The organism is Undibacterium sp. SXout20W (assembly GCF_049340285.1).
Taxonomy (GTDB): domain Bacteria; phylum Pseudomonadota; class Gammaproteobacteria; order Burkholderiales; family Burkholderiaceae_D; genus Undibacterium.
Map to the genome: position 1 here is coordinate 197,630 of NZ_JBMPPH010000002.1, position 17,996 is coordinate 215,625.

Genomic DNA, 17,996 nt, shown 5'->3' on the forward strand with positions numbered 1-17,996 from the left:
GGGCGAACCTGTTAGAGCACTATGATTGATTGTCGCTATTCTTAACGTTAAATTAGAATGAGGTTAACGTTAACGGCCATGAAGTATTGAAGTTGAATCTTGTTTCTGTGTTTTGAGGCACACCATTAAAATTCCATCGCGAAAGCAATGCATCGTTGATCATTAATCCTTGATTACTGGTTGTTAGTCGTCAATCATTAATCATCATGCTTGATCGTCGTATTGCCAGAAAGTGCGTTAACTACGAGTAACTATTCCTGAAATAATAGTTGATTTCAGGCGTGATTAACCAGGTTTTTGTTGTTGCGGGCAATCAATTTGAATGAGCTTGCGTTCGTTCATAGACACTGCTGTGAGTTTTCCACCCCAAACGCAACCCGTATCGAGGCTGATGAGATCAGGTCTTAACACCAAGCCCAGCGTCGACCAGTGTCCAAAAACGACGGTGGTATCTGCGCTGGCTCTTGGCGCATCAAACCATGGTGAATAGCCTTCTGGTGCATTGCCCAGACCATCCTTCGTTGCGAAGTCCATACGGCCATCAATCGTACAAAATCGCATTCTCGTCAGTGCATTGATGATGCACCGCAGGCGATCATTGCCTTGCAAGTCGTCACTCCAGGTATCCGGGGTATTCCCATACATCGTGTGGAGAAAATCTAACCACGCAGAACCTCTCAGCGTCGTCTCGACTTCATGGGCCAGGGACATCGTTTTTTCTGCAGTCCAGGAAGGAAATAAACCCGCGTGAATAATTAAATGATGATTTTTAAGTATTGCCAAGGGGCGCTGTCGCAGCCAATGCAGCAATTCATCCCTATCTGGTGCTTGCAAAATCTGGTCTAGTGTGTCGCTACGATGACTAGGTCTTATGCCATTGGCGACAGCCAGCAAATGCAAATCATGATTGCCTAAAACACTTTCAGCATGGCCCGTTTGTTGCAGCGTTCGTACCAGACGCAACGTCTCAAGAGATTTTGGGCCGCGATTAACTAAATCACCTGCAAAGACATAGTAGTTATTGGCCGAGGTTTGTTCGATTTTGTTGATTAACTCTTGTAGCTGATCAGCACAACCTTGAATATCGCCAATAAAATAAGTGTTAGCCATACAAATTTAATGCTCTGCACCGAGACGCTTTGCTTCAGCGCGACTGAACAAGGCTTGTTGTTTTTGCTCTTCACGCAAGCTGGTCGTCATCATCGTTGGCCAGCCGATTAAATGCTGTTCGGCGATTTCTGCCAATGCGCGCATCCATTCCGGGGATTCGTTGAGACATGGAATGTAATTGAATTCTTTGCCACCCGCATTTAAAAAGTCGATCCGCACTTCCATCGCGATTTCTTCCAGTGTTTCCAGACAATCAGCGATAAAACCAGGACAAATCACGTCAATTCGCTTCACCCCGTCTTTCGCGAGTTGCGTAACAGTGGGCGCTGTATAGGGTTGCAGCCATTCTGCACGTCCCAGACGGGACTGAAATGTGACCAGATATTGTTCTTTACTTAATCCCAGTGACTCAGCAAGTAAACGTGCCGTTTTGTAGCATTCGCAATGGTAGGGATCTCCGCGCATCAAAAACGCCTTTGGCAATCCATGAAAACTCATTACTAATTTTTCTGGCCGACCATGTGTTTGCCAGTGATTGAGCACGGATTGTTTTAATGCTTCGATATAGGCTTCATGATCGTGATAATGCTTAATCATGCGTAGTTCAGGCACATTACGTACTTGTTGATAATGACTGAAGACGGCATCAAAATTAGAGCCCGTTGTGGTTGCAGAATATTGTGGATAAGCTGACAAAACGAGCAAGCGTTCGTAGCCTTCGGCTTTCAGTTTTTGCAATACCGAAGGAATAGACGGTGAACCATAACGCATTGCATAGACGACATTGACTTCGTGTCCGCGTTCACCCAGATACCCTTTGAGTAGCAATGCTTGTTTTTCAGTGTGAATCTTTAGCGGCGATCCTTCTTTCGTCCAGATCGAAGCATATTTTTTTGCTGATTGACTGGAGCGAAATGGAAGGATGATCAAATTGAGAATGAACCACCAAATGATGCGTGGCACTTCGACGACACGTCGATCCCATAAGAATTGCTTCAAATACCGGCGTACAGCAGAACTGGTCGGCGCATCTGGGGTGCCGAGGTTCACCAAAACGACGGCCGTTTTGCCTATTTTTCCGTGGGAGTAATCGGGTTCTTTCAGAAAGCTCATGGTTGTACTTTGCAAAAATTAAGAGGCCAGTAATTCTCTGGCGTGTTTACGTGTTGTCGCAGTGATTTCTATTCCACCCAACATACGCGCGATTTCTTCAACACGTTGCTTACTATCGAGTGGAGAAATGGATGAAATTGTTTTTCCGTCGAGATTCATTTTACTGACCTGGAAATGCTGATTAGCCTGGCTGGCGACTTGCGGTAAATGAGTCACGCAGAGCACCTGACGATCTTGTCCCAGACGTTTAAGCAGGCGGCCGACAACTTCAGCGACACCACCGCCGATGCCGCTATCAACCTCGTCAAAGATCAACGTTGGTGTTGCGGTAGCGCAGGAGGTAATCACCGAAATGGCTAGAGAAATACGCGCCAGCTCGCCACCTGATGCGACTTTGGCGAGAGGTCGCGCTTGCACCCCGGCGTGGCCGGCGACCAGGAATTCGATTTGCTCCAGACCATACGCCGCCGCCTCAACCGGCACCAGTGAGACAGCAAAACTACCACCGCTCATACTGAGATCTTGCATTGCGGCGGTGACGGCGGCACTCAATTCTGTCGCGACTTTTTGGCGAGCACTACTTAATTTTTGTGCTGTTTTTATATACCGTTGATGCGCTTTTTCTTGTTCCGCTTTGAGTGCGTCAATATCACTGGCATTCGATAATTGTAGTAATTGCCCTGATAACACAGCGAATTCTTCATGCAAATTTTCCGGCACAACATGAAAACGTCTTGCCGTCGAATGAATACTTTCCACACGGCTCTCTACTTCACGTAGACGTGCTGGATCGAGTTCAGTGCGGCTTAAGTAATCGTTTAGCGCATACGTGGTTTCCTGCAAATGGATGCAGGCGGATTCCAATGCATCGGTGACGGGCTTTAAAGCTGCGTCGTAATCAAGCAGTTTTAATAATTTCTGTTGAATTGCTGAGAGCTGTGATAAGACGGGATGTTCTGATTCAGATATTAACGCCGCTGCTTCTTGCGCCCCATCGAGCAAACTGGCTGCATGCGCGAGGCGACTGTGTTCCTGGGTGATATTTTCCCATTCGCCAGGTTTAATCTGCAATTTATCGAGTTCGCCGACCTGCCATTCAAGACGTTCACGTTCTTGTAAAACGCTCTTAGCGTTGGTTTCAAATTCTTCGCGTTGTTTGCTCAAGCTACGCCAGGCTTTGTATAAGTTGGCGACCTCTATGACTTGTGTTTCCAAGCCACCTTGCATGTCGAGAAGTGCGCGCTGTGCTTCACTTTTGAGCAAAGATTGATGCGCATGCTGGCCGTGAATGTCGACCAGCAAATCGCCCAGTTCGCGTAATTGAGCGGCCGTTGCGGTAATCCCATTGATCCAAGCCTTTGAGCGTCCTGCGTTGTCGATCGTACGCCGCAAAATCAGTTGTTGGTCAGGGTCACTGAAATCGTTATTTTCTAGCCAGACACTGACGGTATCGTTGATAGAAAATTCGGCACTGATATCGGCTTTGGCGGCGGATTCACGCACCATGCTGGCATCGCCGCGTCCACCCAAGGCAAGGCTAAGGGCGTCGATCAAGATTGATTTTCCAGCACCAGTTTCACCTGTCAATACACTGAAACCAGAAGAGAATTCGAGCTCTAAAATATCAACAATAACAAAATCACGAATAGCGAGCGTGCGCAGCATAATAGCGGGAGTGTAGTAAGTGTAATGAACGTTAGTGAGCGAAAATCAGATTGTTGACTATTGTAACAATCCCTGACTAGTTAAGTGCGCCTTCCACAGAAGGATATTCATTCCAATGCAATTTTTCACGCAAGGTATTGTAGTAATTCCAGTCATGTGGATGTAAAAAAGTCACCGTATGTGCAGAGCGTTTTACAACGATTCTGTCTTGATGGGCCAGACTGGCAAATGTTTGCATATCAAAATTCACACTGATATCGCGACCGGCTGCGATTTCAATGACGATTTCGCTACTATCTGGCAGCACGATAGGGCGGTTTGATAAGGCGTGCGGAGCGATTGGTACCATGACAATGCCACTCAGGCTTGGATGTAACAAAGGGCCACCTGCTGAAAGTGCGTAAGCAGTTGAACCCGTTGGTGTCGAAATAATCAAGCCATCCGAACGCTGGTTGTACATAAAGAGTCCATCGACCTCGACCCGTAACTCCACCATGCCGGAGCCTGCGCCACGCGCAACGACGATATCGTTAAAAGCGACACCGCTAAAAATTTGATTACCTTCGCGTACCACAATGGCCTGTAGCAAGCTACGTCGCTCAGAAACATACTTCCCTTGCAGCATCTCGCTGATGACGGGAATCATTCGATCCAATGGAATATCGGTAATGAAGCCGAGTCTGCCTTGGTTAATCCCGATCAGGGGCACGTTGTAAGGCGCGAGTTGCCTCGCAATACCCAGCATCGTTCCATCGCCACCGACCACAATTGCCGCATCTGCTGTTTTTCCTATGTCCACGACGGACATCGATGCGAGTCCCTCAATTTGAATATAACTTGCCGTTTCTGCTTCCAGAACCACGGTATGTCCGGCATCATTCAGAAAACGTGCCAATTCGTACATCGACTCAGTAATGCCAGCCGCATTATATTTACCAACTAGTGCAATTGTTTTAGCCTGAACAGTCATAGAAAATGAGGGGTGACGTGATTCGTCAGATTAGACCATAATTACGCCAAAAATGAACTAACTGAGTGCACGATATGACAATTAAAGCGGTATTGCTCGATTTAGACGACACCTTGTGGCCAGTGGCGCCGGTCATTCAGCACGCAGAAGCTACTTTGTACGCCTGGATGCAGGAGCATGTGCCGAGTGTCACCGCGAACTATGACATCGCGTCTTTACGCGCCAGGCGCCAGGCTCTGGTAGCAACAAATCCGCGATTTAGCTTCGACTTATGGGCTTTGCGCCATCGTTTGCTGCAAGATGTATTTGTACAGCACGGTGAGGATGGTGCCAAAGCAGATCACGCCATGGCGGTGTTTGCGGCAGCACGTAATCAGGTCAGTCTTTACCCCGATGTGACTGCGGCCTTGACACAGTTAGGGCAAAGGGTCAAATTGGGTACCATATCGAATGGTTTTGCTGATTTGCAAGCGATTGGGTTGGCGTCTTATTTTCAGGTATCGATTGCCGCTCATCAGTTCGGCTGCGCAAAACCGGACCCGCGGATATTTCATGCCGCGTGCGACGCGCTGAGTTTGTCACCAGCGGAAGTGTTGTATGTTGGTGATGACTTATTACTTGATGTACAAGGAGCGCAAGCAGCCGGTTTGCAAGCAGCATGGATGAACCGGCGCGGGGTACCGACTGAGGAGGTGCGCCATCAACATATCAAACCAGATGCGGAATTTAACGATTTGCATGATTTGTCACAATGGTTATGAAATTCCTTATGTTCATATTGGCTTGGCTGGAATAAAATGCACTTATGCAACTTGATATTCGTGCCCAAACATTGTTAAAAGCGCTCGTTGAACGCTACATCGCTGATGGTCAGCCTGTAGGGTCGCGTGCTTTATCGAAAATTTCTGGTCTTGAGCTTTCTCCTGCGACCATCCGTAACGTGATGGCCGATCTCGAAGAGCTAGGTTTTGTTGCTAGTCCGCATACGTCGGCGGGTCGTATTCCGACCCCAAGAGGCTATCGCGTTTTTGTCGACGAGTTGCTAACTGTGCAAGAAATTGACGAAAGTGCATTAAGTTCGCGTTTGCAGCCTGGTTTTTTAACGCAGCAACCGCAAAGAATTATAGCTAATGCGGCGCAGATACTTTCGTCGTTATCGCAGTTTGCTGGTGTTGTCATGACGCCACGTACAGAATCGATTTTTCAGCAAGTCGAATTTTTGCGCTTGTCTGAAAAGCGTATTCTGTTGGTAGTTGTTGCCCCTTCTGGCGATGTACATAACCGTTTATTGTTAACCGAGGCGGATTACACACCTGGGCAATTGGTCCAGGCAGCAAATTATCTGAATCAGAATTTCAGCGGTCTGAGTTTTGATCAGGCGCGTTTGCGTATTAATAGTGAATTGCGTCAATTACAGTCTGACATGACGAGCCTGATGCAGGCTGCCGTCGAGGCGGGTAGTGATGCATTGGCTGAGCAAGGCGAAGAAGTCGTGATTTCTGGCGAGAGAAATTTGCTTAATGTGCAAGATTTATCTTCAAACATGGATTCTTTGCGGAAATTATTTGACATGTTTGAGCAAAAAAGTGGCTTAATGCAACTATTGGATGTGTCGAGTAAAGCAACGGGCGTGCAGATTTTTATTGGCGGCGAGTCGCAGTTGGTGCCAATGGATGAGATGAGTATTGTTACGGCGCCTTATGGCGTAAACGGCAAAATCGTCGGGACTTTAGGTGTGATAGGCCCGACGCGAATGGCGTATGAGCGGGTTATTCCTATTGTTGATATCACTGCTAAATTGCTTTCTAATGCTTTGAGTCAGTAGAAAGGTTCATTATGTTGAAAGAAAATGTCTCTATCGTGTTGATTGATGATAACGATATTACCCGCGAAGTGTTGAGGGTTGTCTTGCGTAGCGAGGGATATAACGTTGTCGGTGAAGCAGCTGATGGCGGCACAGGTTTGGAACTAGTATTAAGACACAGACCTAATCTGATCTTGTTAGATGTGGTGATGCCTAAAATTGGTGGTCTGGAAATATTGCCTAAAATTAAAGATATGCTTCCTGAAGCGATGGTCTTGATGGTGACCGCAAGCAAGGACAGTGAAACAATTGCCGAGGCAGTTAAAGCGGGAATACATGGATTTATCCTGAAGCCGTTTAATGCACAAAAAATTATTGATACCGTTGGCGGGGTCGTTGCCAAGATCAAGCCAAAAAATTAAATCGTTCGCGTTTTTTGGATTTTTGTTTCTCTCAAAATAAATTTCTTGAAGGTTTTAGAGGGTGGCGGATTGCACCCGCCCCTCAAATTCTGGCAAGTTCGTCTTCCTGGAAGCGCCGATCGGTCGCTTCGCTCAGTTTTCTTTGTGCTCGCAATTTTCTTTGGTGCAACTTCCGTAAATCGCCAGTGAATGGTCGGCAATTTTAAAGCCCCTGTCCAAAGCAATAGTTTGCTGTCTTTTTTCTATTTCAGCATCGAAGAACTCTTCTACGCGGCCACAGTCTAAGCAGACGAGATGATCGTGGTGAGAACCCTCGTTCAGTTCAAAAATAGCTTTATTGGTCTCAAAATGATTGCGGTGGAGCAGGCCAGCCTGCTCAAATTGCGTGAGTACACGGTACACTGTTGCCAGTCCGACATCCATGTTTTCGTTCAGTAATATCTTGTAAACATCTTCAGCCGTCAGATGTCTTACTTTGCTATTTTGAAAGATTTCAAGGATTTTTAGTCGTGGCAAAGTCGCCTTCAGGCCGCTTGCTTTGAGATTTGTCGTGCTGTTTGTCATGTTTTCGGTCAAAAGATGTCTATCTGCTTTATGATATCGGGTTTTAGGGCATATTGCTCAAATACTGAGGGTACCTATGCGATTGTTGTTTTCGAAATTGAATCAAGCAAATGCTTTACGTTATACAAGTATGGCATTGCTGGTGAGTCTGTCCGCTTGCGCGTCCAAAACGTCTGTCCTCGCCGATCAGAATGCAAACGCACCTGACACGGTGGTCAACACCGCTAGTGGGACACAAGTATATACGCCAACTGGGGTCAAAAAATTCCTAGGGTACATTTCACCTTATCGCATTAGTGTGCAACAAGGTAATTTCGTCTCCGAAGAAATGATGGCGCAAATCAAAGAAGGAATGACGCGTGAGCAAGTGCGCTTCGTTCTTGGTACGCCGTTGCTGACAGATATGTTTCACGAAGATCGTTGGGATTTTCCATTCCGTCTGACTAAACCAAAAGGCGAGCAAGTATCAAGTCTGGTGACGATTTATTTTAAAAATAATACCGTGTCAAAATTTGAAGGCGGCAATTTGCCGACGGAAAAAGAATATTTGGCGCGGATTACTGAATCTGCCTTGGGCTTAGAAAAAGTTGAATCGTTGAACGATATCGATGGCAATCCTAAGAAAAAAGATAAAAAATAAAGAGAATCTAGTATGACAGTATTAAAAGTAGCCGTCGCTGGCGCCTCAGGGCGGATGGGGCAAATGTTAGTCGAAGCCATCGTTGCGGCAGCGGATCTGCAATTGAGCGGCGCGCTGGATGTTGCTACATCGCCTGCGTTGGGCGTTGATGCGGGTGCGTTTCTTGGAAAACCGACCGGTGTCAAGATTGAGTCTGATTTGTCGGTTGGATTGGCAGATGCTGATTTCTTGATTGACTTTACCCGTCCAGAAGGCACTTTAAAACATCTGGCTTACTGTGCCGAGCATGGTATTAAGATGATTATTGGCACCACAGGTTTTGACGACGCGGGCAAAGCGACGATTGCCAAAGCAGCAGAGAAAACTGCCATCATGTTCGCGCCGAATATGAGCGTTGGCGTGAATGTCACGCTCAAATTACTAGAAATGGCGGCAAAAAGCTTTGCGACGGGCTACGACATCGAAATTATCGAGGCGCACCACCGTCACAAAGTCGACGCGCCATCTGGTACGGCATTGAAAATGGGCGAAGTGATCGCCGATGCGCTGGGTCGTGATCTGAATGAGGTCGGCGTGTTTTCTCGCGAAGGCGTAACTGGCGAACGTGATCCTTCATCGATAGGGTTTGCCACAATACGCGGTGGCGACATTGTGGGTGATCACACAGTATTGTTTGCAGGTATTGGGGAACGCGTTGAGATTTCACATAAATCGTCAAGTCGCGTCACTTATGCCCATGGTAGCTTGCGCGCGGCACGCTATCTGGCGGATAAGCCAACTGGCTTGTTTGACATGTTTGATGTGTTAAATCTGCGCTAACCCGCTTTCATGCAGAACGCAATCGCGCACTATTGGCAGCAATCGGATCAATTTGGGCATGCCATTGCCTATTTGTTATTCATCATGTCGTTAGCTTGCTGGACGTTGATTCTCGCTAAAGCGTGGACGTTTTGGCGAGTTCGTCAGGCAGCCGGTAAGTTGGGTTCATTCTGGCAGGCGCCATCGATCAATGACGCTGTGACCTTGTTACGGTTCAGCGATAAAGAAAAATTGTTCGTATCGTTGGCACAAACCGCGGTCGATGCTGCCGAGCCACAGCAGTATTTCGCGACCCTGTGTGCAGATCGTGACGTCAGTGAAGTGTTGACGCGGGCGCTACGTCAGGCATTGCAGAATGCGACTATCCGCCTTGAAAATGGCTTGACCTCATTGGCGTCGATCGGTGCAACGGCACCATTTGTCGGACTATTAGGTACGGTCTGGGGGATTTATCATGCTCTGACCAATATTTCGCTTGAGGGCGCAGTGCAAATCGATCAACTGGCGGGGCCCGTGGGCGAGGCGCTAATCATGACGGCACTTGGTTTGATGGTGGCGATTCCAGCAGTCTTGGCATTCAATGTGTTTAACCGAATTAATCGCATTTCTCTGGCTGAATTAGATGGTTTTGCGCATGATTTGCATGTTCACTTGAGTCGGCAACGTGAGCAAAATAGTCATAGAGCATCTACTCAAGCATCGTAAGCAACTTAAGCATCTCAGGCATTGGGCTAAAGTCAAATGGCATTCGGTCAATTTCAACATGGCAACGCCTCGAAACCGCTACCAACCATGGTAGACATTAATGTCACTCCCATGGTGGACGTGATGTTGGTGTTATTGGTGATATTTATTATTGCCGCACCGCTGATGACGCCAGTGGTTAAGCTGGATTTACCAAAAACGGTCGCTAAGGCTTCTCCGCAGCCAATCGAGGCATTGCATATTTCTATCGATGCCGAAGGGCAAGTATTCTGGAATGATCACCGCATCGACTTTCCGGCACTGGAGTTGAAATTGGCAGAGGCTGGGCGTCAAACTTCACCGCCCGATGTGCAATTGCGAGCAGATCAAGCCACACGCTATGAAATGATTGCCAAACTGATGGCAGCAGCCCAGGCAAAAGGTCTCAATAAAATCTCTTTTGTCACCGATACCTCAAAGTGAAGCCTCGGCTTTGCTCTAAAAAGACGCTTAACCAGTTATAATCTAAGGTTCTGAGTCATTTTCGCACCTATCTCCGGTCACGCCATGCAAGAAAAATATACTCCCTCCGACGTCGAACAAGCGGCGCAATCCCATTGGGAAAAAATTGATGCCTATACGGCAACGGAAAACGACCCTCGTTTCCCGAAAGGCAAGTATTACGCCTGCTCCATGCTACCTTACCCTTCCGGTAAATTGCACATGGGTCACGTCCGTAATTACACCATCAACGATATGTTGGCACGCCAGCTACGTATGAAGGGCTATAACGTCCTGATGCCTATGGGGTGGGATGCTTTCGGTCTGCCGGCGGAAAATGCCGCGATTGCGTATAAAAAATCGCCAGCCGCATGGACGTATGCGAACATTGAAGACATGAAGTCACAAATGCAACCGCTGGGTCTGGCATTTGACTGGTCCCGCGAAGTGGCGACTTGTGATCCAGATTACTACCGTTGGAATCAATGGTTGTTTTTGAAGATGCTGGAAAAAGGTATCGCTTACAAAAAAACGCAGGTCGTCAATTGGGACCCGATTGACCAAACTGTGCTCGCGAATGAACAAGTCATTGATGGCCGTGGTTGGCGCTCGGGCGCTTTGGTTGAAAAGCGCGAAATTCCAGGTTACTACTTCGGCATAACCCAATATGCCGACGAATTATTGGATAGCATAGAAACGCTCGATGGGTGGCCAGAACAAGTCCGCACTATGCAGCGCAACTGGATCGGTAAGAGCGAAGGCGTACGCTTTGCGTTCACGCATCAGATCACTGACGAATCTGGCGCATTGGTGCAAGACGGTAAAATGTTTGTCTTCACGACGCGTCCAGATACGATTATGGGTGTGACATTCTGCGCGGTGGCGGCAGAGCATCCGTTGGCGACTTTGGCTGCAAAAAACAATCCGCAACTCGCCGCTTTCATTGAAGAATGTAAAGCAGGCGGTACGACGGAAGCCGAAATGGCAACCAAAGAAAAAGAAGGTCTGCCTACCGGTTTGTTTGTGACGCATCCTTTGACTGGCGAACAAGTTGAAGTCTGGGTTGGTAACTATGTGCTAATGACCTACGGCGATGGCGCTGTGATGGGCGTTCCGGCACACGATGAGCGTGACTTTGCGTTTGCAAAAAAATACAGTATCAAGATCAAGCGAGTTGTTGCAGTAGAAGGTGAAACTTTTACGACCGACACATGGGTAGACTCCTACGGGGATAAACAACGCGGCGTCATGATCAATTCCGGCAAATATGACGGTCTGAACTTTAAAGCCGCCGTCGATGCAGTTGCTGCGGATTTAGTTGCTAAAGAATTAGGCGAAAAGAAAACCACCTGGCGTTTACGTGACTGGGGTATTTCACGCCAACGTTACTGGGGCACGCCAATTCCTATCATCCACTGCGAATGCTGCGGTGATGTACCTGTGCCTTATGAAGATTTGCCAGTGGTCTTGCCAACCGAATGTATTCCTGACGGTTCCGGCAATCCATTGAAAACCCACGCCGAATTTTTGAACGTGCCTTGTCCAAAATGCGGCAAACCAGCGCACCGTGAAACCGATACGATGGATACCTTCGTGGATTCGAGCTGGTACTTCATGCGTTATACCTGCCCGGATGCCAAGACAATGGTCGATGAGCGCAATGATTACTGGATGGCGATGGACCAGTACATCGGTGGTGTAGAACACGCGGTGTTGCACTTGTTGTATGCGCGTTTCTGGACCAAAGCGATGCGCGATCTGGGTCTGGTGAAGATTGATGAGCCATTCAAAAACTTGTTCACGCAAGGAATGTTGCTCAATGAATCGTATTTCCGTGAAGAAGCAAACGGCAAAAAAACCTGGTTTTATCCGAATGAAATCGAAGTTCAGCACGATGACAAAGGTCGCCCGATTTCTGCGATCTTGAAAAGCGACGGTCAGCCTGTACAAATGGGCGGCATTGAAAAAATGTCGAAGTCCAAAAATAACGTCGTTGAACCAAAAGATATCATTACCCAATTCGGTGCTGATACGGCGCGATTATTCACCATGTTTGCAGGCCCACCGGATCAAAGCGCGGCATGGAGCAATAGTGGTGTCGAAGGCGCATCGCGCTATTTGCGTCGTTTGTGGGCAAATGCCCTGCGTTTATCAGGGACTGTTGCCGCGGGAACGACAGCGCCGGCAAGTTATGCTGCAGACGTTAAAGCCTTGCGTCGTGAAGTGCATCTGACCTTGAAGCAAATCGATGGTGATTACGACCGTTTGCAATACAACACGGTCGTTTCTGGTGCGATGAAATTACTCAATACTATTGAGTCGTTTAAGTCGGAAGCTGAAGGTCATGCGGCAGCGATACGTGAAGCGTTCAGCGTCTTGTTGCGTGGTTTGTATCCAGTTTGCCCGCATATTACGCACGCCTTATGGCAAGAGTTAGGCTTTGCGTCTGAACTTGGCGAATTGATTGATGCACCATGGCCTGTGGTTGACGAAGCTGCGTTGGTGCAAGACGAAATCGAATTAATGATCCAAGTGAATGGTAAATTGCGTGGCAGTATCAAGGTCGCCAAAGACGCGGATAAAGCAACCTTCGAAGCGACCGCATTGGCGAGTGAAAGCGTGCAACGTTTCCTTGAAGGGTCGCCAAAGAAAGTGATCGTTGTGCCTGGTAAGTTGGTCAATATTGTTGTTTAACCGTTAGTCAGGAGAAGTCCGCATGCGCTTATTTTTTCACCGTCAACTGACCTGGCTGCTGATCGTTGCCATGTTCATGAGTTTGTCGGCATGCGGATTTAAAATGCGTGGCCCCGTCGATTTTCCGTTTCATTCTATTTATGTCGCGATACCGGAAACCTCACCACTTGGCGGTGAGCTACGTCGGCAATTGAATGCCAATGGACATACTGACGTGTTAACCAGCGCCGAGGGCGCGCAGGTGATCATGGATGTGTTGCAAGAGTCTAAGGAAAAGCAAATTTTGTCGTTGAATAGCCAAGGTCGGGTACGCGAATATACCCTGATCTACAACTTCAGCTTTCGTTTGCGGGATGCCCGGGGCAAGGAATTTCTGGAACCCGTTAAAATGCAGTTGAAACGGAACTTGTCTTATAACGAAGCCGTGGTTTTGGCAAAAGAATCGGAAGAGGCGACCTTGTACCGCGATATGCAAAAAGATTTGGTTCAGCAAGTGATGCGTCGGCTTTCTCTCGTGAAAATGGACGATTGATATGCAATTACGCTTCGATGCCCTCGATGGCCATCTGGCGAAAACACTGGCGCCACTGTATGTGATCACCAGTGATGAGCATTTGTTGGCGCTGGAAGCTGCCGATAAAATTCGTAGCACCGCCAAGGCGCAAGGTTTTTTTGAGCGTGAAATTTTAAGTGTAGAGCGCAGTTTTAAGTGGGGCGCGTTGCTCGCCGCTAATCAGTCGCAGTCTTTGTTTGGCGATAAAAAATTAATTGATCTGCGCATCCCGACCGGCAAGCCGGGCAAAGATGGTGGACAGGCGCTGCAAGATTATGTCAGTAATTTATCGCCAGATAATTTAACTCTGATTACTTTGCCTAAGTTAGATTGGGCAACGCAAAAGGCTGCGTGGGTCACCAGCTTGCAGCAGGCTGCAGTGTACATTGATATTCCATTGGTCGAGCGAAATCAATTACCCAATTGGATTAATCAGCGATTGGCGATGCAGCAGCAAAGTGCGGACCGTCAAAGTCTGGATTTTATCGCGGACCGTGTTGAAGGTAATTTATTGGCCGCGCACCAGGAAATTCAAAAGCTGGCCTTGTTACATCCGGCGGGCACACTGAGTTTTGAGCAAATTCACGATGCCGTATTGAATGTTGCCCGCTATGATGTCTTTAAACTCAACGAAGCGATGCTGAGCGGCGATGTGGCTCGCTTGTCCCGCATGTTGAATGGCTTGAAAGGCGAGGGTGAGGCATTGCCCTTGGTCTTATGGGCGATGGCGGAAGAAATTCGCACGCTATTGAAATTGAAATCTGGCATGAGCCAGGGGCGCCCTTTGTCAGCTTTGCTCAAAGAATATCGCATCTGGGGACCTAGAGAAAAACTCATGGAGCCAGCATTGCGCAGAGTCAGTTTGCCGACGTTGCAAACCGCACTGCAAGAAGCATCGCAAGTCGATAAAATGGTCAAAGGCTTACGCGCCAAAGCATTTGCAGGCGATGCCTGGGATGCCATATTGCAACTAGGGTTACGCGTTGCTCGCACCTCTTAGTTACTGAACTACGTCAAGGTTTTGCGCGCATTCAGAAGATGCAGATAATACCGCATAATATTTGTTAGGCTTTCCTTAAAAATAGGGGAGTATCTGAAAAATATATATCATACGTCCTTATAAATAATGGATGTTTAAAAATACATAGGGGGAGTATATTCCCCGAAAACACTAAAACGACATCATGGATATTAAGCACTACATGAATGACCTCGGTTTGCGTGCCCGCGCCGCCTCGCGCGCTATGGCCAGAGCCGATACCGCCGCCAAAAATACGGCACTACGTTTGATTGCTGACGCTATCCGGCGCGATGCTGCCGCATTGCGTGCCGCCAATGAGCTCGATCTGGTAGCTGCCCGTGCGGCAGGTATGGACCCTGCGATGCTCGATCGATTGACATTGTCCGATAAAGCGATAGCCACCATGGCAGAGGGGCTGGAGCAAATCATCAGTCTGGCCGACCCAATTGGTGAAATATCGAATATGAAATATCGCCCGACTGGGATTCAGGTGGGGCAAATGCGTGTTCCACTGGGCGTCATCGGAATAATTTATGAAGCTCGTCCCAACGTCACCGTTGACGCTGCGGGTTTATGCATTAAGAGCGGTAATGCGACCATATTGCGTGGTGGTTCGGAAGCAATTCATTGCAATCAAGCACTCGCAAAAATTGTTAAAGAAGGTCTGGCAGGTGCCGGCTTGCCACCAGATGCGGTGCAAATCGTTGAAACCACCGATCGTGCTGCCGTTGGCGAACTGATTACCATGCCGCAATATATCGATGTGATCGTGCCTCGTGGTGGCAAAGGTTTGATCGAACGTTTGATCCGTGAAGCTACCGTACCGATGATTAAACATCTGGACGGGATTTGCCATGTGTATATCGACGATAAAGCAGACCTTCAAAAAGCAATTGATGTCGCTTTCAATGCAAAATGCCACCGCTACGGCACTTGCAACACGATGGAAACCTTGCTCGTTGCGCAAGGCATTGCAGCCCAGGTTTTACCTGCTTTAAGCGACCTGTATGCCAGCAAACAGGTAGAACTGCGGTGTGACGAGGCGGCTGCTGCGATTCTGCCAAACTATCCACATTTAGCGCACGCAACATCCGCTGATTGGAGCACCGAATACCTGGCGCCGATATTGGCCGTCAAAGTCGTCGCTGATATGGATGAGGCAATCACGCATATCAACAATTATTCATCGAAGCACACAGAATCGATTATTACCGAGGACTATACTCGCGCTATGCGGTTTTTAAGAGAGGTGGATTCAGCCTCGGTCATGGTGAATGCCTCGACCCGTTTTGCGGATGGTTTTGAATACGGTCTCGGTGCGGAAATTGGTATATCCAATGACAAACTGCATGCGCGTGGCCCGGTTGGTTTAGAGGGCTTAACGTCGTTAAAGTATGTGGTTTTTGGTCATGGCGAAATCCGTCAATAAATTTGAAAGAAAACAATGCTCTGGATTAAAGCGTTTCATATTTTGTTTGTAATTTCCTGGTTTGCGGGTCTGTTTTATCTGCCACGCATTTTGGTGAATTTGGCGATGGAGAATGATTCAGCGACCACGGAGCGTTTATTATTAATGGCCCGTAAGCTGTACCGTTTTATGACGATCCTGGCAGTGCCAGCGTTGGCCTTAGGTTTATATTTGTGGCTGGTCATTGGTATCGGCAAAGGTCCGGGCAATGCTTGGATGCACGTTAAATTGACGTGCGTATTGCTGTTGCTCGGATATCACCATGCTTGTGGTAGTTTGCTCAAAAAATTTGAAAGAGGCGTGAATCAACGTAGCCATGTCTGGTTCCGCTGGTTTAATGAAGTCCCTGTGATTTTGTTGCTGATCGTGTTAATCATGGTCGTTGTCCAACCATTTTAAGTTGGTATATTTGCTTGTGTAGGGCGGGTGTAAGCTGCCTGCTATTGCTGATTGCTGATTGCTGATTGCTTATTGCTTATTGCTTATTGCTTATTGCTTTGTTCTTTACAGAAACGAAGTAAAGAATTTGATGTAATGTATTTCTCGCAACGACCCGTCTGGTCGTTGCGAAGGTTTTTTGATTTTTAACGGATAAAAGGTTCCCCATGACAAAACATTCCTATTTTTGCCCATGCCCACGTGGTATGGAAATCGCGCTCGCTGAAGAGCTCACTGAAATTGCTGCGCTTGGTAAAACCATGGCGGTGCACAATCAGGTGCCAGGTGGCGTCCATTGCTCTGGTAGTCTGCAAGATAGCTGGCGTATCAATTTGCATTCACGCATTGCCTCACGTGTCTTGATGCGCATGGCGCAATCGAGCTATGTGAATGAGAACGATATTTACGATCTGGTGTTGGAGCAACCATGGGAAGACTGGTTCGGCTATCACCATACAATTCGCGTTGATGTGACCGCTGTTAAGTCACCACTCAAGAGTCTGGAATTTACAACGCTCAAAATTAAAGATGCGATCTGCGATCGCTTCCGCGATCAGTTCACCCAACGTCCTTCCGTCAATACCAAAACACCTGATATGCGCATCGTTGGTTTTATGGATGCACGTAACTTTACAATTTATCTCGATACGTCCGGCGAAGCTTTGTTTAAACGTGGCTGGCGTATGGAAACCGGTGACGCACCTTTACGTGAAAATCTGGCGGCAGGCTTGTTGCGTACGGCTGGTTGGAAACCCGGCGTACCCTTGTTTGATCCTATGTGTGGTTCGGGCACAATTTTGATCGAAGCAGCACAAATTGTGGCGGGCATCCCGCCGGGCTTGAAGCGTGAATTTGCATTTGAGAAGTTTCATCAATTTGATGAGGCAGAATGGCAAGCAATCAAAGCGAGCGCCAAACCTCATCCTCTGCCTGCAGAACCAAGTATTTTTGGCAGTGATATCTCCGGTGATATGGTGGTCATGACGCGTAATAACTTGAATAAAGCAGGAATTCGCTTTGAAGTGCCTCTGAAGCAAATTGAAGCGCAAGAAATTAAAGCACCGACGACGCAGCCAGGCGTATTGCTGACCAACCCACCCTACGGTGAACGGATCGGAGTACGTGGTGACAGTACACTTGAAACAGATGAACTGGCAAAAGAATTTTTTACGGCATTTAGTACAACTTTGAAGCAACGTTTTGCAGGTTGGAGTGTATTCTTGTTCACGGCCGATTTAACTGTGCCAAAAATGCTGCGCTTAAAAGAATCGCGCAAGACGCCATTTTTTAACGGTGCTTTGGAATGCCGTTTGTTCCGCTTTGACATGGTGGCAGGATTTAATCGCCGCGAAGAAGCGAAGCCTAAAGAGGTAAATTAGAGAAATAATCAAATTTTAATGAATCGCGAGTTCAACTATGAAGTGCAACTGAAGATAAATGGTTAAAGGTGGGAAGATGCAGTAGCATCCGGCCTTCCAGACCTCCAAGTCAAAGTTGCCCGAAATGACATACACACATCTTACCCAAGAC

The 17,996-nt window shown here is 47.7% G+C and carries 18 protein-coding genes; 13 read left to right on the plus strand and 5 right to left on the minus strand.

Annotated features, from left to right (window positions below; translation table 11 throughout):
- Positions 1-285 precede the first annotated feature (285 nt).
- The 4 genes from ACO0K1_RS02510 to ACO0K1_RS02525 all read right to left on the minus strand — a co-directional run bounded on the left by ACO0K1_RS02510 (position 286) and on the right by ACO0K1_RS02525 (position 4,858).
- Positions 286-1,110 carry a symmetrical bis(5'-nucleosyl)-tetraphosphatase gene (locus ACO0K1_RS02510; protein WP_423022346.1) on the minus strand — a complete coding sequence of 275 codons (825 nt, stop codon included), beginning with the start codon at positions 1,108-1,110 and terminating at the stop codon, positions 286-288.
- 6 nt (positions 1,111-1,116) lie between these two features.
- Positions 1,117-2,223, minus strand: a complete 1,107-nt coding sequence (hemH, locus tag ACO0K1_RS02515; RefSeq protein ID WP_423022348.1) for a ferrochelatase — start codon at positions 2,221-2,223, stop codon at positions 1,117-1,119.
- Positions 2,224-2,241: 18 nt separating this feature from the next.
- Positions 2,242-3,888, minus strand: a complete 1,647-nt coding sequence (gene recN / locus ACO0K1_RS02520; protein ID WP_423022349.1) for a DNA repair protein RecN — start codon at positions 3,886-3,888, stop codon at positions 2,242-2,244.
- 76 nt (positions 3,889-3,964) lie between these two features.
- Entirely contained in the window at positions 3,965-4,858 is an 894-nt protein-coding gene (locus tag ACO0K1_RS02525) for an NAD kinase (protein ID WP_423022351.1), read from the minus strand.
- A 74-nt stretch (positions 4,859-4,932) separates the two neighbouring features.
- Here ACO0K1_RS02525 and ACO0K1_RS02530 point away from each other — a divergent pair, with 74 nt between their 5' ends.
- Genes ACO0K1_RS02530 through ACO0K1_RS02540 form a run of 3 tightly spaced genes read left to right on the plus strand, consistent with a single transcriptional unit; the run spans position 4,933 to position 7,084 of the window.
- Positions 4,933-5,619, plus strand: coding sequence for an HAD family hydrolase (locus ACO0K1_RS02530; RefSeq protein ID WP_423022353.1), 687 nt, complete (start codon positions 4,933-4,935; stop codon positions 5,617-5,619).
- A gap of 44 nt (positions 5,620-5,663) precedes the next feature.
- Positions 5,664-6,683, plus strand: a complete 1,020-nt coding sequence (gene hrcA, locus ACO0K1_RS02535; RefSeq protein ID WP_423022355.1) for a heat-inducible transcriptional repressor HrcA — start codon at positions 5,664-5,666, stop codon at positions 6,681-6,683.
- A gap of 11 nt (positions 6,684-6,694) precedes the next feature.
- Positions 6,695-7,084 carry a response regulator gene (locus ACO0K1_RS02540; protein WP_423022357.1) on the plus strand — a complete coding sequence of 130 codons (390 nt, stop codon included), beginning with the start codon at positions 6,695-6,697 and terminating at the stop codon, positions 7,082-7,084.
- A 132-nt stretch (positions 7,085-7,216) separates the two neighbouring features.
- On the opposite strand, the gene fur is transcribed toward ACO0K1_RS02540, so the two are convergent.
- Positions 7,217-7,648: a ferric iron uptake transcriptional regulator gene (fur, locus tag ACO0K1_RS02545; RefSeq protein WP_423022359.1), complete on the minus strand. Its 432-nt coding sequence runs from the start codon at positions 7,646-7,648 to the stop codon at positions 7,217-7,219.
- 76 nt (positions 7,649-7,724) lie between these two features.
- Between fur and ACO0K1_RS02550 the strand changes: the two genes are divergently transcribed.
- From ACO0K1_RS02550 to ACO0K1_RS02595, 10 genes are all read left to right on the plus strand, one after another.
- A complete protein-coding gene (locus tag ACO0K1_RS02550; RefSeq protein ID WP_423022361.1) occupies positions 7,725-8,288 on the plus strand; it encodes an outer membrane protein assembly factor BamE in 564 nt (187 codons plus the stop codon).
- Positions 8,289-8,300: 12 nt separating this feature from the next.
- Complete coding sequence (gene dapB, locus ACO0K1_RS02555; protein ID WP_423022363.1) at positions 8,301-9,107, plus strand: 4-hydroxy-tetrahydrodipicolinate reductase; 807 nt, start codon at positions 8,301-8,303, stop codon at positions 9,105-9,107.
- A 9-nt stretch (positions 9,108-9,116) separates the two neighbouring features.
- Positions 9,117-9,812, plus strand: a complete 696-nt coding sequence (locus ACO0K1_RS02560) for a MotA/TolQ/ExbB proton channel family protein (RefSeq protein ID WP_423022365.1) — start codon at positions 9,117-9,119, stop codon at positions 9,810-9,812.
- Between the two features lie 36 nt (positions 9,813-9,848).
- Positions 9,849-10,274: an ExbD/TolR family protein gene (locus ACO0K1_RS02565; protein WP_423022367.1), complete on the plus strand. Its 426-nt coding sequence runs from the start codon at positions 9,849-9,851 to the stop codon at positions 10,272-10,274.
- 84 nt (positions 10,275-10,358) lie between these two features.
- Complete coding sequence (leuS, locus tag ACO0K1_RS02570) at positions 10,359-12,986, plus strand: leucine--tRNA ligase (protein ID WP_423022369.1); 2,628 nt, start codon at positions 10,359-10,361, stop codon at positions 12,984-12,986.
- Positions 12,987-13,008: 22 nt separating this feature from the next.
- Positions 13,009-13,518 carry an LPS assembly lipoprotein LptE gene (lptE, locus tag ACO0K1_RS02575; protein ID WP_423022371.1) on the plus strand — a complete coding sequence of 170 codons (510 nt, stop codon included), beginning with the start codon at positions 13,009-13,011 and terminating at the stop codon, positions 13,516-13,518.
- 1 nt (position 13,519) lies between these two features.
- Positions 13,520-14,539 carry a DNA polymerase III subunit delta gene (holA, locus tag ACO0K1_RS02580; protein ID WP_423022373.1) on the plus strand — a complete coding sequence of 340 codons (1,020 nt, stop codon included), beginning with the start codon at positions 13,520-13,522 and terminating at the stop codon, positions 14,537-14,539.
- A gap of 184 nt (positions 14,540-14,723) precedes the next feature.
- Positions 14,724-15,989, plus strand: a complete 1,266-nt coding sequence (locus ACO0K1_RS02585) for a glutamate-5-semialdehyde dehydrogenase (RefSeq protein WP_423022375.1) — start codon at positions 14,724-14,726, stop codon at positions 15,987-15,989.
- Between the two features lie 15 nt (positions 15,990-16,004).
- A complete protein-coding gene (locus ACO0K1_RS02590) occupies positions 16,005-16,427 on the plus strand; it encodes a CopD family protein (protein ID WP_423022377.1) in 423 nt (140 codons plus the stop codon).
- A 206-nt stretch (positions 16,428-16,633) separates the two neighbouring features.
- Positions 16,634-17,845: a THUMP domain-containing class I SAM-dependent RNA methyltransferase gene (locus ACO0K1_RS02595; protein WP_423022379.1), complete on the plus strand. Its 1,212-nt coding sequence runs from the start codon at positions 16,634-16,636 to the stop codon at positions 17,843-17,845.
- The last annotated feature ends 151 nt before the right edge of the window (positions 17,846-17,996 follow it).